The following is a 21,343-nucleotide window of genomic DNA, read 5'->3' as shown; positions in this document are numbered from 1 at the left end:
CTCTCCTATACATTCGAGAGCGGTTTTGTATCAGCATGCAGAGGCCGGGAGAGCCTGCCTATGCTTTTTCGTCTGGTGACCTGCTCAAGCCCGAAGCTTTGAAACCTATACTGGCAGCTCAGGCTGAACAACTCGGCCATCCAGATTCGATTGTGACAGGCACCTTATTTGCCAAGCGATATTCTGTTTTGGCAATGGGACTCGTCGCTGCCTTCAGCTTGTTTGATTGTCTGATGGATATAAGGCTGGAAAATATCCGGTTTAAAGTAACGAAGGAAGCGGAAATGGAATATCAAATTTTACAATCTCCTATCCGCTTGTTGTCTACTGAAAAAGTTGAGCTGAGGAGTATAGCAGCGGCCGATTTCGCCAGCGACCTCTTTCTGGAGCATATTAACCCCGTATTTGCAGCAATCTCTGCTTGTACCGGGGCAAAGCTTGCTCATATGTGGTCACTTGTCTCTCATAATATTCAAAACTTATTTCTGCAGCTCGAGCTTCAACGCCTCAGTGAGGTGGGCGCGTCCCAGCGACGAAGACTGCTCTCTGCTGATCGCGAGCTTCTGCTAGCGCCCTTGCTGCATACGCCATCAGCCGATTTTGAAAATCCTCTGGCGTTGAAGCTGCACCGCTTCTCACACGAAACGCGTCAAGATGAGTCTTTTTATTTACGTAGGCATTGCTGCCTTGCTTACCGTCTATCCTTGGATGGAGAAGAGCATGGCTACTGCCTTACCTGTCCCAAAGCAACGGTACAAGAAAGGCTCGCCAAATGGGCTGATGAATGCTAAGCACAGGTCGTTAAGGGTCGTTAAGTAAAACTATCGAAAGCGATAGCTATTATTTACTAGGCAAGCAAAAATGTTAGTTGTGCGCTAAAAGCGAGACAGCTGCGTTTTTGCTTGCTTTGTGTTTTCGAGTGTAAAGTTTAATAGTCTTTCCTTCTTGCTTGCGCTCCCCTTCCCGGAGCTCTATTGACAATGGCAAGCAGGCTATTTAAAATGGGAAGCATCCATGTGTAACCGATTACACATCATAAACTCAAAAAACAAGAGGTGTCCATATGTCTCAAGCGAAAATTACTGTTATTGGCAGTTTGAATATTGATATGGTGACAGAAACGGATGTTATGCCAAATCAAGGGGAGACGCTAATGGGTAACGCATTTTCCAGCTTTACAGGCGGAAAAGGAGCCAATCAGGCAGTGGCCTGCGCAAGGCTTGGTGCTGCGGTTACCATGATTGGCTGCGTCGGCGAGGATGCGATGGCAAAGCAGCTGAGGGATGCGCTTGGCGCCGAAGGCATCGATTTGCAATATGTGAAAACGGTTCCTCATAAAGCAACCGGCATCGCTGCCATTACCGTCACTGAAGGTGACAATCGCATTATCGTCATTCCTGGTGCAAACCACTGCTTGCTTCCTGAAGATGTCCTTGCATTAAAGGATGTCATCGCCGCCTCAAATATGGTGATGCTTCAGCATGAAATCCCGCTTGAAACGGTCGAAGCTTCTATCAAGCTCGCCCATTCACTGGGCATTCCTGTAATTTTGAACCCAGCACCTGCTGTGAGATTGCCGGAAGAATTGCTTGCTCAGCTTTATCTCATTACGCCAAATGAATCTGAGCTCGCTATAGTGACCGGATTAGAGCGCCAGCAGACACCGGAATCTTTACTCGAACGCTATCCATACCCAATCGTAATGACAGCAGGCAGCAGTGGAGCCTTTTACAAATCAGCGGATGGGGAGCAAGGTCATGTTACAGGGCATAAGGTCGAAGTCGTAGATACGACCGGTGCGGGCGATACGTTTAACGGCGCATTGGCTGTGAGGCTAAGCGAAGGGGCAACACTAGAGGAAGCAGTCCAGTTTGCCGTTGCCGCAAGCGCATTGTCCGTCACGAAGCTTGGTGCCCAAAGTGGAATGCCGCTTCGCCAAGATGTCGATGCATTTATTGTGGAATCCTCCTACTAAGGCCACACTATTGAAAGGATTTTGCCCTAAATGACTACGATTAGAGATGTCAGCAAGCTGGCTGGCGTATCGGTTGCCACTGTCTCGCGGCTGTACAATAAGAGCGGATATGTGAGCAAGGAAGCGCAGACCGCCATTCAAGCCGCCGCCGAGAAGCTGAACTACAAGCCCAATACGATTGCCAGAAGCCTTGCAGGCAAAAAGACAGCTGCAGTCGCTTTAATGGTACCCGACATTTTGAACCCTTTTTTCCCGGAAATTGCCCGTGCAGCTGAGGATGCAGCCGCTTCCCAAGGCTATACGCTCGTGCTCTGCAACACGGACAATAATCCCGACAAGGAAAAAATGTATATAGAAGCGTTAATCAATAAACAAATTGACGGCATTATTATATCTTCTTATACGATTTCGCCAGAGCAGATTATTGCCTTGCAGAAGCGGTCGATCCCAATTGTCGTCATTGATAAAAGCTTTCCTGACCATCCGATTGTGACGATTACAGCAGCTAATCGTTATGGCGGTCAGCTCGCTGTGCAGCATTTGCTGGACGCTGGCTGCGGCAAAATCGCCCATATATGCGGGCCCTCGCATGTGCATTCCGCGCGTGAGCGGACGCTAGCTTATGAGGAAATATGCTCTGGTCTGCCGTGGTTTTCATCCAGTCTAACTGCGTTCGGCCATTTCAGCGTTGCGGGAGGCTACGAGGCGATGAAAAATATTTTACGCCAGCATCCCGATGTCGACGGCGTTTTCGCCGGCAATGACCTCATGGCGGCCGGTGCACTTAAGGCGCTGCATGAGCTCGGCATATCCGTCCCCTCCCAGCTAAAGCTAATTGGCTTCGACGGTATTCGGATGGATATGGTATATCCCGAGCTGTCCACCGTTTCCCAGCAAATTTATAAGATCGGCAAAACCGCTATGGACTATTTAATTCTCCTGATCAACAACGAGCCTATCGAGCAATGCAATTACGAGCTGGAGGTAGAGCTGCTTCAGAAAGCATCGACCTGATTTCGGCATGCTGATAAACAGGAAATCAAAGGTATGGTGTGTCATAATAAAAGATAGCCAGGTGCCACTGAATACTATTTCTTTCTACTTTTTTCTACAAGGGGAATGTACGATGATTAGGTCCATCTACGAAACCGAAACACTCGAGCAGCTAAGCGAAGTCATACAAACGGCTCCAGTTAAGGACGAGCTGCGCGAACTGCTAATCACCGAATATCATCGGCTTTTTCATTATGCCAACATCAAGCAGTGGAATGAGCTAGTGCGTGTATGCGAAGCGCTTGCTGTTGCCGGCTGGGGCGCATCTATGACGCCCGTAGAGGCAGTAGCGGACAAATGGATCAACGGCTCCTATTACACCGAGCTGCGCACCCGCACCTTCGAGCAAATCAAAGATTCTTGCAAAGGCTGGAGCAAGCAGCAGGGCAGCTTCGTCATCCATGAAGGTAATGACAACACCGATTATGGCATTGCCGCCTTTGCTTCCCAGCGCAACCTGCTGCCGAAAAATCCGCTGCGCCTCGTCCGCTCCGGCAATTATCAGCTGTCAGCCCAGCCCTTCATCGACAGCCTGAGCGAGCTGCGGCGCGCACTGGATGAGCATATGCGTCAGGAGCTTTACGGCGCTTCCTTTAGCTACATCGGTATTCATTGCCACTTTAGCCATCATGACGACGCCGAGCGTACGCTGCAATATGAATATTTTCATGAGCAAAATGATGTTCCAGACGGATTTGAGCAGGGTTATTACATAAGGCCAAAATTTGCAGTTGGCAAGCTGGCTTCCCGCAAGGGCGAGCTCAAACTGGAAGTGACCAGGCATTTTACGAGAGCGGAGGGCGAACTGCCTTTAAGCGAGCAGCAGCAGCTGTTTAGAGCGGATATGCTCGTTATTGTGGACCTGCTGAAAGAGAAGCTGCTCAAGAAAAAGCTAAGCTACCGCGTAGATTTATTAAGGCAAGACTTAATCGATATTTTGGAAAAATGGACGACGAAGGGGAATGCTACATGAGCGTAAACCGTACATTAATGACACAATTACAGCAATTCGCTTCTGTATTTGGGAGGCATGACATGGACCTAGGCGAGGTTTATTTTCATGATGAGCCTCTACCCGTTCAAGAGCCGCTTCCGCTTGGAGAAGCACTGTGGACCTTTTATAGCTATCTGGAATTGGAGGAGCATCCGATGATTGGCGGTGTCTTGGCGGTGCAATTTTTCCGCTTGCCGGAGCTGGAACGGGCGCAGCAGGGCTGGCGCTGGATAATGACGGCTTCTGGACTCGCTCCTGATCCGAAGTGGCCGGATGGCTGGATCGTCTTCGCCGATTACAATGGCGATGCGCTTATTGTTGATACGACCGATCCGCAAGGGCCGGTATATGGCAGCATTCAAAAGCGGCATTCGCAAATCGCCGCTTCACTGGCTGACTTTTTCGCTATGACCACTGCGTTGATGAAGGTCGAGGAGGAAGAATTTGAGCTCGATGCCACAGATGAGGATTCCGAAGTGAAAAGCGAATTTATTGAACGCGCGATGGAGCTTGCCCCAGCAATTATTGGACGCGAGCATGGTCAGCAGTATTTGGATTTTTTCTTTAGCTAGAGCTAGGGATTCGCTCGGCTTATAAAAATAACCGGCAATATATCGCGATGTGATCAGCGATGCATTGCTGGTTATTTTCGTATCGTTATTCATAATGAACGCATTCGTTATGGCCGCTCCTGCTCCTTGATTTCCTTCAAAAAGGCTTTCAGCTCCGGATTTGCTGGCGGGTCCTGAAGCTTCATGCTTCTCAAGGCATCCACAGCGATGCGCAGCACAGCATAATTGCGGTACCAGCGATGGTCGGAAGGCACGATATGCCAAGGCGCGTGCTTGCTGCATTTTTCAAACACCTGCTCGTAATAGCCCTGATATTGCTCCCAGTATTTCCGTTCTTGGAGGTCCGAAGGGTCAAACTTCCAATTTTTCGATGAATCCTCGATTCGGCTTTTCAGCTTCTCCAATTGAAACTCCTTGGAGATGTGCAAAAAGATTTTGACAACCTTAACCCCACTATCCGCAAGCAGCGACTCAAAATGGTTAATATGCTTGAAGCGCCGCTTCGCTTCCTGATCGGATACTGCACCATGCACCCGTGTAATCAGAACATCCTCATAATAGGAACGGTTAAAAATAGCGATTTGTCCCAGTTCCGGAGCGTTGTTATGCGCCCGCCAAATAAAATCATGCCGCTTCTCCACATCTGTCGGTGCCTTAAAGCTGTGAGCGGACACGCCCTGCGGGTTCAGGCCCGCAAATACATGCTTCGTTACGCCATCCTTGCCGCTGCAATCCATCCCTTGAATAACGAACAGCACCGCCTGGTCCTTCGAAGCCGCCAGCTTTTCCTGAAGCTGCTCCAATTCCTCCTTCAGCTTCAGCGCCTCCTTCTCCACCTCTTCCTTATGGTCAAAGGGACCTTTGTCCTTTGGATTGATGCTGCTCAAAGCAACCTTTTTATTCGCCGTCAGCTCGTATTTTTTTGCCATCTGCTTCACGCTCCTTATGTACCAGTATTCCACTTTATGCCATTCTTATCAATTAGATATGTGTGATTGACTTGCAGCAGTTGCTGCTCATCCAACCACGATTGGACATGCGCAAGGAAACGCCTTGTGGCAGGCGAGCAAAACTTCATTGAATGGACGGCGATGCCTAGCGAGCGAAAGCTCGGCTCTTCCAGCTCCATGACGTGGACATGATGATTGCGCCCTTCAATGACCAGCTCGGGCAATATGCTAATGCCAAGTCCCTGTTCAACCATGGCAATAATAGCAGCATCATCACCTGCCTCAAATCGGACGTTTGGCGTAATCGCTGCCTTCTTAAGTACGCGCCGAACATCATAATCCGAGCCTGGTTTAGGAATAATGAACGGTTCCTCCGCAAGCCGAGCAAGTGGGAAAAAGGCAGCTCCGCAAAGCGGATGCTCCTGGGGCAATATGCACAGCATCCGGTCCTCCTTCAAAGGAAATACCTCCAGCTTGTCGCTCGTGGGCAAGGAGAAAAAGCCGCAGTCAATTTGCCCCTCCTCCAGCCATTCCTCAACCTCCTGATAATCCCCTTCCATCAGCTTAAATTCAATTTGCGGATAATCGTTTAAAAAAGCCTTCATCATCCGCGGCAGCCAGTGCACAGATACGCTTGTGAATGTGCCAATGCGAATCGTGCCAGCCTCCAGCCCCCGAATTGCAGCTATCTCTTCTTGCAGACGAGCATTGGCCTGCAGCACCTCGCGCATAGGCTTTAGCAGCCGCTCACCTTCCGCTGTCAATTGAATGCCTGCACGGCTACGCTGCAGCAACCTAAAGCCAATTTCACTCTCCAAGCTGTTGATTGCATGGCTAACGCCCGATTGGGTAAAGCCCAGCGTTTCCGCCGCCTTCGTCAAGCTGCCAAGCCTGGCAACCTGTGCGAATATTTCATACTTATTAATACTCATCCTGCGTCTCCTCTATTTGCATGAGCATTTCTCATGTTTATAATAAGAAATCCCCGTTATACTTATATGTTAAACCCCAGTATACTAGGTTTCGGCCCATAAGCCTATTCTATAAAAGTCGGAGAAGATAACCCTCATGAAACCTAGAAATGCCGAATTGCTCATCGTGCTCGCAACCGTATTTTGGGGCTGTTCTTATTTATTTATGAAAATAGGGCTTGAATCCATTGCTGCTTTTAATTTAATTGCCCTGCGCTTTGGACTCGCCTTCCTGCTGACGTCTCTTCTCTTCTGGAAATCGCTGCGCAAAGTCGATTGGCGCACGATCAAATATAGTGCGATACTCGGCTTCCTGCTGTTCGCTGTCTTTGCCTGCATCATGTTTGGCCTTAAGACGACCACGACGTCCAATGCCGGCTTCCTCGTCAGTATGACCGTCATCTTCGTTCCGCTGCTGTCGGTCCTTCTGTTCAAACAGAAACTTACTCCGTCAATGAAGGTCAGTGTCCTGCTCGCCCTTGTAGGCATTGGGCTGCTCACTCTGAAAATGCCCTTCAGCATCGGTGGCGGAGATATCCTCTGCTTGCTGTCAGCTATTTTTTATGCGCTTTATATTATATTAACGAACTCTGCGGCAAAAGTTTTAAATACACTAAACCTAGGTATTTTACAGCTAGGCTTTGCGGGCGGTTTCGGCCTAATCGGCATGCTGCTATTCGAGACGCCGACGTTGCCGCAAACACCCGCCAGTTGGGGCGCTGTGCTTGCACTAAGCCTTTTATGCAGCGGCTTTGGCTTCATTATTCAGCCCATTGCTCAAAAATACACGACCCCAACACGGACGGGGCTAATTTTCTCCCTTGAGCCTATGTTTGCGGCAGCAGTAGGCTTTTGGTTTGCTCATGAAATATTGCCTCCGCAGGGCTATGTGGGAGCTGCGTTCGTGCTGCTTGCTGTCGTTGCCTCCGAAATAAAATGGAAGCGTCGTGGTGACGCCCCATTTCCCGTTAAGGCTAAGGATAAAGTTCTAGGTAGAGCTAGGGAAAACGAAGCACTTCAGCAGATTCTCTAGAAAAATGCTATCCAGTTGATGCACAAATGTTGCTTTATCCTCTACTGTGCTTATTTTATAGTCAGAAATCTATATTGCTATTTACGAATTTATCCATTCATAATAGATAGCAGAATAGGAGCGATCAACAATGAACAAGCGCAAGGATTACAATAATAACAGCAGCTACTGGGAGAGCTATCAGCGATTTCTCCCTTCAGAAATACAGTTAAAAGAAAATAACCTGCCCAACGAGGAATGGTGGGATTGGCATAGCTGCGAAATTCATTTAGACCGGTTACCAGCAGCCAAAAGCCCGCTCAAGATTGTACTCGTTCATGGTGCTGGAGGCAACGGCCGTTTATTTGCCCCTTATGGAAAAATGCTGCAAATGCAAGGCTATGAAATGCTTGCCCCAGACCTTCCTCCCTATGGACTTAGCAAATTAGGCCCTTTCTCCAAACCAATCCGTTATGAAGACTGGATTCAGCTTCTCGTTGATTTAGTAGAAAGCGAATATACACGTGATGGCAAACCTATTGTTCTGCTTGGCGCTAGCATTGGGGGCATGCTCGCCTATCATGTTGCCGCGCGCAGCCCTCATGTGCAAGGCCTGATTGCTACAACCTTCGTAGATACTAGTGACGCTGCTATGCGCCTTCAGCTTGCCCCTAATAAATATATTGCGGTGTATGGTAAATGGTTAATGGATGCCTTCCCCATTTTACTGGATTCATTTCGGCTGCCTGTTTCCAAAGTATCGCGCATGGAGCTGATTGCTAACCATGCTGAATTAGCACAGCTTATTATGCATGATCCCCGTGCAGCAGCAACCCGTGTGCCTCTTAAATTGCTAAGAACCTTTCTGAACATGACACCTGAAGTGCAGCCAGAAAGCTTTACGTCCTGTCCGGTACTGCTTGTTCACCCAGAAGTTGATCCTATGACTCCTTATGCTTTTAGCGAAAGCTTTTATAAAAGATTAGCCTGTCCGAAAAAGCTGGTCATGCTGGAAGGAGCCGGACATTTTCCGATTGAGCAGTCAGGGCTTGAACAATTACGTTCTGCTGTCCTGGAATTTCTAACTAACCTTGCCTCAACAATCTCAGAGTAAATTAGCTCACTCAGGTTTACCCCCTAATTATTCAATAAGATTTGTAAAAGTATTTATATAATTAGTATAATGTTTTCCGCCATATAAACCGATAAGTATTCAAGCGACTTCCTTTTTTTCACTAAAAGAGGGTTGTTTACAGCAAATACTATTCCACAGCACTAGAAAGGAAGATTAAGTAATGAATAAGCTTCACCTTTTCACCAAAAAAAATGTTTGTTTGCTTTTTATTTTCACCCTGCTGTTTACTAGCTTCGGCACAGTAACAGCTCCGAAAGCCGAGGCAGCCGTAACGGTCAGCGGTTATGTATATTACACGTCTGACAATGACCTGTTCCGAATTAAAACAGATGGCACTGGTGCCGCTCTCATAATGGAGGATTTTGACGTTCCCGGTACTGCTCTGAATCGTGGCGGCAAATATTTGTATTATCTGTCCTACAACGGATCAACTACACTATTGCGCCTGCCAATCGACGGTACAGCAACTGAGGATGAAATTTTTTATAATGATGTGCTGCATTATTCCATTGTGAACGGAACGCTGTACTACATGACAAGCGCTGGAAAAATCTATTCCGTTTCTGCTAATGCTGCTGCTGTATCAGAAGCAAAGCAAATTGCCGATAAAGCTGATACAGACTTTGAAGAATTCAAAATCATTGATGGAAAAATCTACTACAACACCGTCCGTAATGGTCGCTCCACGTGGGTAGCCTCCAAAGCAGTTACAGGCGCAGGACAAGTGCAATATATTGCAGCCGGTGCCATAGAACAGGATCACCATATTCAAACAACTGCTAATTCCGTCAATATTATTGTCAACACCAAGCCAGAAGAGCAATTTTATTCCCTTGACTGCATTGTACTTTATAGCGTACCTAAAAAAGGCGGCGCAGCCAAAGCCCTTAACTTAAACGCTCCAATTGATGCAAATGCGGCTTATTCCGGTAGATGGGCAACGAATACGTATTACCTATTCAACAAGGACATACGCCTTGATTCCGAAGGACATTTCAACTATAACACCGGGAAAGGCTACCTCCTGAATACTAGCGGAAAAACCTTCTCCCTGCACAGCACTGGCGTCTATGGTGTAGCTAATGTAGGCACAGACAAAATAGCTTTTATTGATTCAGCGAATAAAGGTTATGTTGCAACGATAAAAAACAATAAAGTCATTAGCAAAAAAAATCTTAATATTTCTAAGCTTTATTCCGTTTACAACATCATGTCGGGTGGGAAAATCGCTTCTACGATCTTTTTCGGAGACAATGCCAGCTACTTGCTGAAATCGGATTTGTCGGTTCAAAAGATACCTGGATTGAACGGTGATTTCATGCGTATCAATGATGACATGGATGGCATTTACTACATCAATGACGATTCCAAGGATGCAGGCTACGGACAGCTGTTCCACCTAAGCAGCGATGGCAAAACGGCAACGATGCTTAGCGAGCAAACAATCAGCCGCGTTCTGCTTGTTGCCAAACAATAAGCCGCTTTTTTTTATCATTAGAAGTGAATCTACCATGTATTATAAAGAGGAGCAGAATTCTAAAATCTGCTCCTCTTTTTCTATTGTGAAATGTTTGATTTTATTAACGTTTGATCTGCTCAAGAATTTGCGGATCTTTAATTTTCGTATCCTGTGCAAGCAGAACGATTTTGGATAAAATCTCTGCTGTCTTTGGATCTTCATCCATGAATGGCAGGAACAGCTTGCCTCGGTGCTGAGAATGAACCGGAATGATGGCAACTGCGCCAGAAGCCTGCTTATATACCATTCCACTGCCCAGATGAACGCTGTATTCACCTAATTGCCCTGCAATTAAAGCATGGTTGCCTTCCAGCCTTACATTAGTGATTTTGAGCAGTCGCAACGATTCTCGAACGATAGCTTGGCGAATTTCAATTGTTGTCAGACTCGCCTCAGGATCTACTCCGCCGACATGTGCCACACTGACAACCAAATCCACATCACGCATCACTTCAGAGAAAACGAGTGGCGGTACATTTTTAATATCAATCGGTTTATACGTATGGCGATCAAAGAAACGGACTGTTTCTAGAGTTGGGCATTCAACATCCGACGGAGAAAACCAATCAGCTAGCGCATAAATGCTCGCAATGATATTTTCCTTGTAATAAACCTTTTGCAGTCCTTCCTCATAGCTTACCGTCCATAAGCGGCCCTTCAGCAAGCTAACCGTCTTGCGAGGCTGTACCTGGTGTCCGTCATATCTGCGGGAAATCGCACCACTAGCCAGCTCATCAGCATTCGGCATGTACAATTCACGAAATACTTGTTTGAACGGTTGTTTCAACTGCCTGTCAAACATATCCTTTTGGTACAAGCTCCACTGTCCACTGTTAAACAAATGCAGAGGATGGGCAATAAGCAGCTCATCGCTTTCGGCAGCTTCATAGGCTTCCCCTGCTGCTCCGAGCAGCGTTCCGTTTTCAAAGTAACCCAGCTTTCCATTAGCACCAAATATCAATGTTCTAATTAAAGGCGCAATAACCGGATTTTTCGCGAGCTTGTTAATCTCTTCTTTAGTGAAAAGACTTCCCGTTTCCATGGAGCGTTCAAGTTCCTTGCGCGCCCGCTTGAATTGATCGGAAAGCTCCGATTTAATTTGCTTAAGCGTCTCAATATAATCATGCTTTTTATAAGCGGCCGGAACGGACTTAAGCTCCTTGTCTTTGCGGAGCAAGCGGATCTCTGCTTTTCCTTCTTCGTCAATGATCAATTGTACCTTAACTTCCTCATCCAAAGCGACAGGATCAAAGTAGTGCAGAAGCTCGTCTATTTTCCGTCCTTCCATATCCCAAGTTAAACGAACCACATCGTTATACCCTGCATTTCGGGCTAAGTTATCAAGTGCAATGGAGCTTGTTTTTGACTCTGTAGCCCGACGCTGGGCTCCAAACGCTTTGCTATCTTTAAGAAATTGCTGAATAAATTCATAACGTTCCAGTACATCGCGCTGCTTGTCTTGCTCTAATGGAACTAGGCTATAACACAGCAAATGATCTTTATTGCGTTTATCCGCTACTGATTTTTTCAAGTCTGCAAGCTTAAGTTTACCCAGCACCGCGTCGGCAAATAATTGAGAGCGTCGGTGGTTGGAACCGGCCGAAATATATTTTGCAGACTGATAGAGCTGATCAAACCGCGTCTCTCCGAGCTCTTCATAAGCAGAAAGGAACCACTTCACATCGAATGCGCCATCGTTGAAATCCTCCGGTAAAATCGGGGAATAATGGGCTACAATCGTTTCTTTCTCCCCTGAAAATGTCTCATTTATATGAGCGTGGAAATACCAGGCTGCACTGCGTAGACCATCCCAGCCCAAATATTTTGCTACAATATCAACCCATTGCGGTGCATACATCGCTGCTTCAAGCAGTCTGACCTCGCTAACTTTGCTTCCCTTAAGCAGCTCTTTCAACGTCTCTTCGTTCTCCCCCGCAGCAGGGTGGCATACTTTAAGCATTTGGCTGAACGATTCTTTTTTCGTCGTATTTTTGCCATTGCTATAAATGTAGCCCCGGACGAATGATTCTTTATCCAACCCAGTCAAAATACGAAGGAAATATGAAGTCCCCTGAATAAGTGAAATGCTTGTTGCGAGCTTCGTGACATCCGTCGCAAGATCGCCGCGGTTAAGTTCAATTTCCAATATCCGCTCGATAACCCTATTTTTAATATCAACGATTTCTGGGTAAGAGCTTAAATCATGATTTTTCGGGCTAGTCATTTCCCCGATGTAATTATTGCTGCGTGGTCTGGACATTAATAATCGAATAAGTTCATTTTCAGTCAGTATTTCCAAGCTATACGCCCTTGCAAAATCCTCAAGTCCAAGCAAATAACCATTGTAACCCTGCAGTGCAAATAGCCAATAATAAACTTCAAAATACGGTTTGAATGAATGATCGCTATGCAGTTCAGACTTTTGCCAGCGCCGCCAGAAATTCGTCACTGCATTTAAAATACCTTGATTTTCATCCTCTTTGTCATGAGGGAAGCAGCTAATAATTAAACGCAGTGCATGATTTGACTTGTTAAATCGCTCCTGTTTATTGCTATCTGAAATATAAGCATCAATAATTTCATTGACCTGATCCCCATAATCCAAATGATTATAAATCGCTTGCATATCCACCACCTTCTCCATAGGATAGATGGTTTCAATCAGTTCCTTGCCCCAAGACTCCAGCGCCTGAAAGTTGGATTCGTACATTTCCCACCTTTTCAATTGTCCCGTGCAGCAGCGATGCAAGAAATCTGCATGACGATAAAACTCCAGCTGCATTAACTCAAGCGGGCCAAAGCCGCTCGAATCCAAATATTTTCTCCACACGTCAGTAAGGGGATAACGTTCCAATGCAGGTGTGTTGTCTTCGGGGTCGTAACGCCAGCTAGTTGTTGACAGCCTTGTCCCGAGAAGCACCGTCTGTTTAGCCTCATAATAATCTTGAATTTCATATTCATGTTCCCGATATTCATGAACAAGCTCAGATAACCCTTGTAGAAAATGCTGCATCTTGTCCACTGGCAAAGTAAAATATTGCTTTACTTCTTCCAAAGCCGACAATGGCATTGGTTCTATTTGTACAAGCCGATCGGCTTTCTCAGGAAGGTTGTACAAGCCAAAGCCATTTGCCAAAGAATAGGTAGCCTCTTGTTTCAGCTTCGCTAGTAATAGCCGTTCCTTGTCTGTTGGCTCCGTAAGTACTTCTACCTGATCCTGAAGCTCAGCAAACAGCCCTGCATGCTGCTCGTCCTCCTTCATCTCGGTCAATAATTCCAACGCAGCCAGACGCTGCAGCTCCACCCGACTTTGCAGAAGCTCCTTTGTTACAGCCTTAAGACTGGAAGCTGGTTGGTTGAGCAGAAGTTCAATAGCACCTTGACGAAGTGCTCCTTTCTTAAGCTTCAGCAGAGCGGATATGGAAGACAGCTCCTCCACACTCATTTGGAGCTTTGCAGCTTTCCGAATCGCGAATTCGCGATTGCTTGTACTTTTATCTGAAAGGCTTGCAAATAAAAAGCCTCTTTGTGCTTTATTTTCTGGATCGGGAAGGAAATACTTTAACAACTCGCCCCGCATACTAGGACTCAATGTATCTTTAATAGTTATTATCTCGGCAATCATTTCATTATCCATATCATAAGCTATCAGATAGAGCATCTTTCTTACGATTTCATCGGCATGAAGCGTATAGCTCCTCCAATCAAATACATGGGAATTTTTCGTTATTTCCTTCTCATTCATCCCGGAAAGCATGTTGGAAAATTTCGAAAAATGGCACCGTCTCTCCGATTTCTCCTCAAGAAATGGTGTACTTGTATAAGTCAACGTATTATCTCTATCCATATGCCATTCGTAGCTGTATCCATAAGCATAATTATCAAGAAGCCAATACTGCAGCTCATAATCTGTCTCATCAAGCCAATTTTTAGCAATGGAAAAACGCATAGCTGTATTGGTGCTCTGTGCAAGAACATACTGAGCAACCACTTTACGATACGTATCCTGGCTTCCCATTATATAAAATATCTTTTCATGCAAATCATTTTCCTCATGCACAGCTGTCGTCCACAGAGCCATAAATACCTCATTGACGTTGCTGCTTTCCAGCCACTGCTCACATAATGCCTTGTTGCCGAGGGACTGGATCACGTAGCTGAGGCACTGCTTCGCTACTCGGGCATTCGCGGCTTCCAAATTCAGACCTGTCCAAACATCCAACGCGCGAATAACCGAGCTAAATCGGATTAAATTATTGTCCTCCACAATTTTCAGCATAAATAGCATGGCCTCAATCGTGCCCGAGTCCATTTGCTCGACAATACTTTGTCTGAGTCCTTCTTGCAGACGGGCAGCAACAAGAAGCTCGCCTATCATATGATAAGCTCGCTTACTATGGCTCAAAAATATACCGGAAATCATAAGACGGGAAAGCAAGGCGGTGTTATTGTCACCATATATAATTTCTTTCAAATCCTCAAACGTTTCTTCGTTTTCCCTATCAAGCTCATAAGCAATCATATCCGCCGCGGCAAGCATTAGGTGATTGTAATCCGATAGAGAAGAATGATCAACTTTCGTCAAATAATCCTTCACATTGAAGTTCGCCGCTTGTATATAAAAGAGGGAGATACATTTCTCTATCACTCTTTCCGTATGTACTTCTAAATTTGACGTGCGGAATGGGCGGCGCAAATAACCATTACTGTACGGATACTCCACGCAATGGTTAACAATATATCGGAATACAGCTGCATAAGGGGCGTCAAACAGCTTGTCCATAATAGCAACAAGCGGATCGAACCATTTGCTGCTATCATCTGCTGACAATTGCATCAACAATTGCTTTAATTCTTTCTTAGCGTCACTATCCATATATCTCTGTTTAGCAAATTCTATGACTAGACTAGCAAGTTTGTGATAAGACTCATCCTTATCCAAGGTAACCGCTTTATCCAGCATCTTCTGAAAATACTCCTTATTCGCTTCTAACTCCATATTGTAACAGCCTCCTGCTTATTAAAATAAAATATGAACCAGTCCAGCTACCACATTCTACCTGCCAGCATAGTAAAACGAATCAATGCGAGTTCGTCGCCATCCTGTATATGTAAAGGACTATCCAATTGTTCGATTTCATCGCCATTAATAAATACCTTATATAGTCCGTCTTCAAACGCCAGTATTGCAGTACAAAGCGCTTCATCTATACTTGCCCTTTGCTCATTATATATTGAGCCAAAGCCAACTTTGCCCGTCTCGGCTTGTAGCTCCACATCACTTTGCGTCAAATATGGCACAAGCGGAACGTCCGTCTCCTTTTGATTGAACTTCTGAACATTTACAGTAACCAGGTCCGTAATTAGCGCTTTCAACGTATCCGGTATATTTGTAAGTGTCCACTCGAGACGATTTAAATAGCTTTTCTTCTTTCCAAGACTCTTCACCGTTATGTACACAATCATGACCGACTACCTCCGGATACTTATAATGTCCCCTGACTACCATAATAGTACCATATTTAGGAAAGGACGCTCTTCATGCCTTTAGGAGGAAATAATGAAACTTTCTCTACACAGCCAGGCCCTTTTACACTTAAAAATACGTGATATAGACTATTTACACCTATCGCATATGAATAGAACAGTGTGAAAATTTTCATTATTTCGTCTTCAAGTATGTTTAATTGTCCTTAAATATTTACGGCTTGCCAAAAGAGAACATAGGTTCTATAATTCATATTACAGGAACATACGTTCTTAGTCAATGAAATTCCAACCTCTTCCTTCTGCTTTTGGATATATGGTTTTGAAAATTCATTAAAAAAACAATGTTTGAGCATTCCTTAGCATGGGTATAACCCTCTATTGGAAACTTTGACTTTATGCTTCATTGTTTATTAATCATTTTCAGGAAAACAGCTGGATTGACGCTACTGAGTAGAGCGTGTTATTTTAAATTGGACATGGAAACTTTTGGAGGGATATGAATGATTGAGATTCGCTTATCCGTTGATTACGATGAATATGAAAATGGTGTTCGCATTTCCCAGCTTATTGACCAGCTCACTGAAAAACCGAACGCAGCTAATATTTCCGTGCTTACGATCGGTGATTGGGGACAAGCCTATGAGAACGGACCTGATGATGCAATCGAATCACTCGTTAAACACAAACATATTTTCACAGGGCTGAGCAGCGTATTTCTTGGAGATATGGACTCGGAGGAATGTGAAGTATCCTGGATTAATCAAACAAACATCGCTCCACTGCTTGAAGCCTATCCTAATCTTCGATCCCTTACCGTTAAAGGAAGCACCGATTTAAGTTTTGAACCCCTGCAGCATGCAGCGCTTCAAGAACTGAAAATTATTTGCGGCGGATTGCCGAATAGTGTAATTGGACAAATCGCTGGCTCCCAGCTTCCTGAGCTTCGCAGACTTGAATTGTATCTTGGTGTAGATAATTATGGGTTTGATGCATCGCTGGAAGAGGTTCTGGCAGTCGCTAATCCAGAGCTATTCCCAAAACTCATCTATTTGGGCTTGAAAAATAGCGAGATTCAGGACGAGATTGCAATTGCGATAGCTGATTTGCCAATTGTCGGCCAATTGGATACGCTTGATTTGTCTTACGGTACTCTAACCGATGTGGGAGCAGAAGCCCTCATAACGAGCGAGCGGGTGAAGAAGCTTAAACATTTGGATCTTAATTACCACTATATGAGCGATAAAATGGTTGAACGCTGGAAAGCAACTGGTCTTTCTGTTGACCTTAGCGATGGGCAAGATGCTGATGAGGATGACTGGCGCTATCCCTATATTACGGAATAATGACCGCCACAGCTTCAGTACAACCCTATTTGTTAATTGGGAACCCGGGCAACAAACGTACGCTTGGCCTACAAGCTGCCAGGCAGAAGCTTGGGCTTCCCCCAGCTATCGTTCTTCCTTATTCGGATCTGCTGAAACGTTCTACCCATTTAGGTGAATCGATTCGGCAGGCGGCAACAAACTCACAGCCCATTGAAGGAAAGCCCTTTGTTCTCCGACTCGATGCTCCTGGAGAAAATCCGCTTGTCGAGCGTGAATTAATTGCGTGGGGAGCAGAATTTCAAGGAAGCAGAAAAGATTTAACTAGCGGTATATCTGTTACTCCGGCCGAAGCATTGCGGCTTCCAGAACAATATGGGCGCATCCTTTATCCAGGGCAATGGTACCGTGGCTATTGTCGCCTGCTAGCCGAGCTTCGTGAAGCTGCGCAGCAAAGTGATTTTCCATTCCGCTGGGTCAACGATCCGGCGGATGTTGCCGTTATGTTCGACAAGCGGCGCTGCCAGCAGCTGCTTTCACAAAATAGTGTCCCTACGCCTGCTATGCCAGCTCCCACTGGCTCTATCCGAGATTATGAATCGCTGCTGACGGCTGTTCAATCGAGCCGTATGAACCGCTTATTCATTAAGCTTGCTTATGGCTCCGGAGCCTCAGGCGTTATCGCCTATCAGCGTCATCCTGTAACTGGCTCAGAAATTGCGATTACAACGATTGGCATAGAGCAGCATAACAATGAACAGATTTACTACAATTCTGGTAAATTGCAGCGTTATACCGACTATTCAACGATCCGATTAATCATTGACTGGGTATGTCGTGAAGGTGCTCAAATTGAGCGTTGGATTGAAAAGGACAGTATCGATGGCAGCAGCTATGATATTAGGCAGCTTGTCGTTAACGGATCCCCTTGCCATGCCTTAGCAAGGCTAAGCCGCACTCCTATTACTAATTTACATTTGCGCAATGAGCGTCGTTTAATAACAGATGGCACACTGTCAGCTGCTTTGAAAAGCCAGGTAGAAGATACCGCTGTATCCGCACTTGCTGCCTTTAATGGTTCAACGGTCGCTGGAATTGATGTGCTTGTTCAAAAAAAACAGGGCCGGACCTACATATGCGATGTTAATCCCTTCGGTGATTTACTGTATCATGCCGAGCATAAGGGAATGAATACTTACGAATGGCAAATGTCGCTTCTACAGCAGTAAAAAGCCTGCACGGAGAGGATGCTCAGGATGATAGATATGAACCAAATCGTGGGCTCTCATGATATTGTTATGATTACGCTTGATACGCTGCGTTATGATGTAGCCAAGCTCGAAGAATCCAACTGCCGCAACTTATGCGCAGACGGACCATGGGAGAAGCGGCATACGCCTGGCAGCTTCACGTATGCTGCACATCATGCCTTTTTTGGAGGCTTTCTCCCTACTCCTGCCAATACGGATAAAGCATCGCATGTGCGATTATTCCACACCAAAAATACAGGTTTAAAAACACATCCCCACACATGGCAGTTTGATGCACCTGATCTTGTAAGCGGCCTTGCCGAAGAAGGATACCGAACGATATGTATTGGAGGAGTCATCTTTTTCACTAAGAAAAATAAGCTGGCAAAAGTACTTCCCGGATATTTTCAAGAAAGCTACTGGCGCATGAATTTCGGGGTAACCAACCCTCGTTCTACTGAGCATCAGGTCAATCATGCTCTAAAGCTGCTGGAGAAGGCTGATATCAATGAAAGATTGTTTCTGTTCCTGAACATCTCGGCTATTCATGGGCCGAATCATTATTTTCTTCCTGGCGGTTCGCGTAAAGACTCCATCGAGTCGCAGCGTGCAGCACTCAGATACGTAGACAGCCAGCTTGGCATTTTGTTCGATGCGCTGCGAAGCCGCGGCAAAACCCTTTGCCTCGCCTTCTCCGATCATGGAACCGCCTATGGCGAAGACGGATATGACGGACATCGACTCGCACATAAGGTCGTATGGAACGTACCATACCGTGAATTTATTTTAGAATGAAAGAGGAGAGATGCCGGATGTCCATGCCAACATCACTAACTAGACCAGCGGATTTGCCGGAATGGGGCAAGCGCTGGTTCGCCTCCCCTTACCGCTCCTATCTATATTCTTATCCGCATAAAACCGCATACCGAACACTAACACCGGCGCTGCCGCTTGAGGATCTCTGGAAAGACGAAGCTGCCGATTATTATTTCTTATATATGCATATCCCGTTCTGTGGCGTACGCTGCGGATTTTGCAATTTGTTCACCCTGCCTGATCGTCGTACCCATGTGCATGAGCAATATGTAGATGCACTTGAACGTCAAGCTTTGCAGTGGGCTCCCATTATTACAGGAAAGCCTTTTTCCCGCTTCGCCATTGGTGGCGGTACGCCTACATTGCTTGAGGCTTCACAGTTAAATCGGCTGTTTACCATTGCCGAGGATGTTATGGGGCTGGATACATCACAGGCTTCCATTTCTGTGGAGACCTCTCCTGATACGGTGAGTGAAGAGCGGCTGCAAATTTTAAAAGACCGCCGGACCGATCGGGTTAGTATTGGTGTGCAAAGCTTTATCGATGAGGAGGCTTCGGCCATTTATCGACCACAAAAGCCTAAGCTTGCTGAACAAGCAATTACGATGCTGCAGGCTTTTGATTTTCCCTTGCTGAATATTGATCTGATTTATGGTTTGCCGGGACAAACTGCCGATTCATGGATATATTCATTGGAGAAAGCAATTAGCTTTGCTCCGGGCGAAATTTTCATTTATCCGCTGTATACGCGAGAACATACGATTTTAAAGCCAGACGAAATTCAGCGCCAGGGTACCGATGCACGGCTGGAACTATATCATATTGCATGCGAACGCCTTAAGGCGGCAGGCTACAAGCAATTTTCCATGCGGCGGTTTGCTAAAGACATAACGTTTACGCACAAAAACATTTTACCATTTAGCTGTCAGGAGGAAGGCATGGCCGGACTCGGCTGTGGTGCACGCTCTTATACGCGCGAAGTGCATTATGCGTCCCGTTATGGGGTAAGCGCAGCGGCTACAAGAAGCATCATTGCCGATTATGTTGCAACAGAAAATTTCCAATCCGCGAATTACGGATTTAAATTAAATGTCGCTGAACAGAAACGGCGGTTTGTTTTAAAGGCACTGCTGCATGCCGAAGGCCTTTCACTTGCAAGCTATTTAGAACGTTTTCGCAGCGAAGCACTTGCCGATCACTCCGAACTGGCTGAGCTTATTCAACTCGGCTTTGCCCAAATGATGGATGGCGGACAAATCCTTCGTCTAACAGAGCTTGGCATGGCTTATTCCGATGCTATCGGCGATGAGTTTATTTCCGGTGACGTTAGAGAATTAATGGAAGGGTACGAGCTGTCATGAAGGCCGTGCTGTATTATCGGGGGTCACTGTCCTCCTGCAACTATGATTGTCCTTATTGTCCATTTAGCAAAAATAAAGATAGTGCCGCTACGCTGCGCAAAGACGAGGAGCAATTGCATGCTTTCATGGATTGGATTCGGGAGCAAGAGCACGCCGGCCATGAATTATCTATTTTTTTCAACCCCTATGGCGAAGCCCTTATCCATCGCTGGTATCGCGAGGCTATGATTGAGTTGTCACATATGCCCCATATTTCCAAGGTAGCCGTCCAGACGAATCTCTCTACTAAGCTAGATTGGACAAGCCGGCTAAATCCAGAGAAAGCTGCTTTTTGGGTTACTTACCACCCCGGTCAGACGACGCTCAGCCAGATGCTGTCACAGTGCGTGCAGTTGCACCAACAAGGACTTAATTTTAGCGTTGGAACCGTAGGGCTGCGAAGTGCTTTCGAGCAAATTGAAGCACTTCGCAGCAGCCTGCCAGAGGATGTATATGTTTGGGTGAATGCCTTTAAAGATAAACCTAACTATTACACAGAAGCAGAAATCGCCCGGCTTGAAGCCGTTGATCCTTATTTTCTATGGAATACGAGGGACTATGATAGCTTTGGTCAGCGATGCGCCGCCGGGTCCTCCGTGTTTTATGTTCAAGGAAGCGGTGTCGTCAAACATTGCTACAAAGATCGGCGTATCATCGGCCAACTCTATCGGGACGGACTGGAAGGCTTGTCCGCAGAACGGCCTTGCGGCATGAAGAAATGCGGATGTTATATCGGCTATATCCATATGCCAAAGCTGGAGCTGGGAAATATATATGAAGACAGTCTGCTGGAGCGAATTCCGGTACATTTTCAGCATAAAGAAAAAGTAAGCACATCCTAAAGCTACTTTCGTTTGTAACTAGACTTTACCTGAAAAGGAACT

Annotated in this window: 17 protein-coding genes; 13 read left to right on the top strand and 4 right to left on the bottom strand. The window is 46.0% G+C overall.

Going from position 1 to position 21,343, the window contains the following annotated elements; translation table 11 throughout:
* Positions 1-35 precede the first annotated feature (35 nt).
* The 5 genes from AC50YG_RS25565 to AC50YG_RS25545 all read left to right on the top strand — a co-directional run bounded on the left by AC50YG_RS25565 (position 36) and on the right by AC50YG_RS25545 (position 4,594).
* Positions 36-791 (top strand): hypothetical protein, encoded by a 756-nt coding sequence (locus AC50YG_RS25565; protein ID WP_494830906.1) that lies wholly within the window; start codon positions 36-38, stop codon positions 789-791.
* 272 nt (positions 792-1,063) lie between these two features.
* Positions 1,064-1,975 carry a ribokinase gene (gene rbsK / locus AC50YG_RS25560; RefSeq protein WP_494830904.1) on the top strand — a complete coding sequence of 304 codons (912 nt, stop codon included), beginning with the start codon at positions 1,064-1,066 and terminating at the stop codon, positions 1,973-1,975.
* Positions 1,976-2,005: 30 nt separating this feature from the next.
* On the top strand, positions 2,006-2,989 hold the full coding sequence (locus AC50YG_RS25555) for a LacI family DNA-binding transcriptional regulator (protein WP_494830902.1): 984 nt from the start codon (positions 2,006-2,008) through the stop codon (positions 2,987-2,989).
* Positions 2,990-3,101: 112 nt separating this feature from the next.
* Positions 3,102-4,001 (top strand): hypothetical protein, encoded by a 900-nt coding sequence (locus tag AC50YG_RS25550; protein WP_494830900.1) that lies wholly within the window; start codon positions 3,102-3,104, stop codon positions 3,999-4,001.
* On the top strand, positions 3,998-4,594 hold the full coding sequence (locus AC50YG_RS25545) for a hypothetical protein (RefSeq protein ID WP_494830898.1): 597 nt from the start codon (positions 3,998-4,000) through the stop codon (positions 4,592-4,594). Before AC50YG_RS25550 ends, AC50YG_RS25545 begins: the two co-directional genes overlap by 4 nt.
* A gap of 107 nt (positions 4,595-4,701) precedes the next feature.
* Here the strand turns inward: AC50YG_RS25545 and AC50YG_RS25540 are convergent, their stop codons facing one another.
* Positions 4,702-5,523: a PPK2 family polyphosphate kinase gene (locus tag AC50YG_RS25540; RefSeq protein ID WP_494830896.1), complete on the bottom strand. Its 822-nt coding sequence runs from the start codon at positions 5,521-5,523 to the stop codon at positions 4,702-4,704.
* Between the two features lie 14 nt (positions 5,524-5,537).
* Positions 5,538-6,476, bottom strand: coding sequence for a LysR family transcriptional regulator (locus tag AC50YG_RS25535; protein ID WP_494830894.1), 939 nt, complete (start codon positions 6,474-6,476; stop codon positions 5,538-5,540).
* A gap of 136 nt (positions 6,477-6,612) precedes the next feature.
* Here AC50YG_RS25535 and AC50YG_RS25530 point away from each other — a divergent pair, with 136 nt between their 5' ends.
* The 3 genes from AC50YG_RS25530 to AC50YG_RS25520 all read left to right on the top strand — a co-directional run bounded on the left by AC50YG_RS25530 (position 6,613) and on the right by AC50YG_RS25520 (position 10,139).
* Complete coding sequence (locus tag AC50YG_RS25530; protein WP_494830892.1) at positions 6,613-7,548, top strand: DMT family transporter; 936 nt, start codon at positions 6,613-6,615, stop codon at positions 7,546-7,548.
* A 130-nt stretch (positions 7,549-7,678) separates the two neighbouring features.
* The gene (locus AC50YG_RS25525) at positions 7,679-8,641 is read left to right on the top strand and encodes an alpha/beta hydrolase (protein ID WP_494830890.1); all 963 of its coding nucleotides are present in this window, start codon (positions 7,679-7,681) and stop codon (positions 8,639-8,641) included.
* Positions 8,642-8,822: 181 nt separating this feature from the next.
* Positions 8,823-10,139, top strand: coding sequence for a DUF5050 domain-containing protein (locus AC50YG_RS25520; protein ID WP_494830888.1), 1,317 nt, complete (start codon positions 8,823-8,825; stop codon positions 10,137-10,139).
* Positions 10,140-10,242: 103 nt separating this feature from the next.
* On the opposite strand, the gene AC50YG_RS25515 is transcribed toward AC50YG_RS25520, so the two are convergent.
* Positions 10,243-15,180: a DUF4132 domain-containing protein gene (locus tag AC50YG_RS25515; RefSeq protein ID WP_494830886.1), complete on the bottom strand. Its 4,938-nt coding sequence runs from the start codon at positions 15,178-15,180 to the stop codon at positions 10,243-10,245.
* 47 nt (positions 15,181-15,227) lie between these two features.
* Positions 15,228-15,647: a hypothetical protein gene (locus tag AC50YG_RS25510; protein WP_494830884.1), complete on the bottom strand. Its 420-nt coding sequence runs from the start codon at positions 15,645-15,647 to the stop codon at positions 15,228-15,230.
* A gap of 524 nt (positions 15,648-16,171) precedes the next feature.
* Here AC50YG_RS25510 and AC50YG_RS25505 point away from each other — a divergent pair.
* Genes AC50YG_RS25505 through AC50YG_RS25485 form a run of 5 tightly spaced genes read left to right on the top strand, consistent with a single transcriptional unit; the run spans position 16,172 to position 21,301 of the window.
* Entirely contained in the window at positions 16,172-17,014 is an 843-nt protein-coding gene (locus AC50YG_RS25505) for an STM4015 family protein (RefSeq protein WP_494830882.1), read from the top strand.
* A 29-nt stretch (positions 17,015-17,043) separates the two neighbouring features.
* Complete coding sequence (locus tag AC50YG_RS25500) at positions 17,044-18,222, top strand: STM4014 family protein (protein ID WP_494830880.1); 1,179 nt, start codon at positions 17,044-17,046, stop codon at positions 18,220-18,222.
* 27 nt (positions 18,223-18,249) lie between these two features.
* The gene (locus tag AC50YG_RS25495) at positions 18,250-19,038 is read left to right on the top strand and encodes an STM4013/SEN3800 family hydrolase (RefSeq protein WP_494830878.1); all 789 of its coding nucleotides are present in this window, start codon (positions 18,250-18,252) and stop codon (positions 19,036-19,038) included.
* Between the two features lie 23 nt (positions 19,039-19,061).
* Entirely contained in the window at positions 19,062-20,420 is a 1,359-nt protein-coding gene (locus AC50YG_RS25490) for an STM4012 family radical SAM protein (RefSeq protein WP_494830980.1), read from the top strand.
* A complete protein-coding gene (locus AC50YG_RS25485) occupies positions 20,417-21,301 on the top strand; it encodes an STM4011 family radical SAM protein (RefSeq protein WP_494830876.1) in 885 nt (294 codons plus the stop codon). The genes AC50YG_RS25490 and AC50YG_RS25485 overlap by 4 nt, the downstream gene beginning before the upstream one ends.
* The last annotated feature ends 42 nt before the right edge of the window (positions 21,302-21,343 follow it).

This window comes from Paenibacillus sp. J31R34, assembly GCF_059383715.1.
The sequence above is the reverse complement of the archived record's forward strand: the minus strand, read 5'-3'. Positions and strand labels throughout refer to the sequence as shown.

Bases quoted from the DNA above. Each gene is read 5' to 3' on its own strand.
- AC50YG_RS25565 (WP_494830906.1), top strand. From the start codon at position 36: ATGCAGAGGCCGGGAGAGCCTGCCTATGCTTTTTCGTCTGGTGACCTG.
- rbsK (WP_494830904.1), top strand. From the start codon at position 1,064: ATGTCTCAAGCGAAAATTACTGTTATTGGCAGTTTGAATATTGATATG.
- AC50YG_RS25555 (WP_494830902.1), top strand. From the start codon at position 2,006: ATGACTACGATTAGAGATGTCAGCAAGCTGGCTGGCGTATCGGTTGCC.
- AC50YG_RS25550 (WP_494830900.1), top strand. From the start codon at position 3,102: ATGATTAGGTCCATCTACGAAACCGAAACACTCGAGCAGCTAAGCGAA.
- AC50YG_RS25545 (WP_494830898.1), top strand. From the start codon at position 3,998: ATGAGCGTAAACCGTACATTAATGACACAATTACAGCAATTCGCTTCT.
- AC50YG_RS25540 (WP_494830896.1), bottom strand. From the start codon at position 5,523: ATGGCAAAAAAATACGAGCTGACGGCGAATAAAAAGGTTGCTTTGAGC.
- AC50YG_RS25535 (WP_494830894.1), bottom strand. From the start codon at position 6,476: ATGAGTATTAATAAGTATGAAATATTCGCACAGGTTGCCAGGCTTGGC.
- AC50YG_RS25530 (WP_494830892.1), top strand. From the start codon at position 6,613: ATGAAACCTAGAAATGCCGAATTGCTCATCGTGCTCGCAACCGTATTT.
- AC50YG_RS25525 (WP_494830890.1), top strand. From the start codon at position 7,679: ATGAACAAGCGCAAGGATTACAATAATAACAGCAGCTACTGGGAGAGC.
- AC50YG_RS25520 (WP_494830888.1), top strand. From the start codon at position 8,823: ATGAATAAGCTTCACCTTTTCACCAAAAAAAATGTTTGTTTGCTTTTT.
- AC50YG_RS25515 (WP_494830886.1), bottom strand. From the start codon at position 15,180: ATGGAGTTAGAAGCGAATAAGGAGTATTTTCAGAAGATGCTGGATAAA.
- AC50YG_RS25510 (WP_494830884.1), bottom strand. From the start codon at position 15,647: ATGATTGTGTACATAACGGTGAAGAGTCTTGGAAAGAAGAAAAGCTAT.
- AC50YG_RS25505 (WP_494830882.1), top strand. From the start codon at position 16,172: ATGATTGAGATTCGCTTATCCGTTGATTACGATGAATATGAAAATGGT.
- AC50YG_RS25495 (WP_494830878.1), top strand. From the start codon at position 18,250: ATGATAGATATGAACCAAATCGTGGGCTCTCATGATATTGTTATGATT.
- AC50YG_RS25490 (WP_494830980.1), top strand. From the start codon at position 19,062: ATGCCAACATCACTAACTAGACCAGCGGATTTGCCGGAATGGGGCAAG.
- AC50YG_RS25485 (WP_494830876.1), top strand. From the start codon at position 20,417: ATGAAGGCCGTGCTGTATTATCGGGGGTCACTGTCCTCCTGCAACTAT.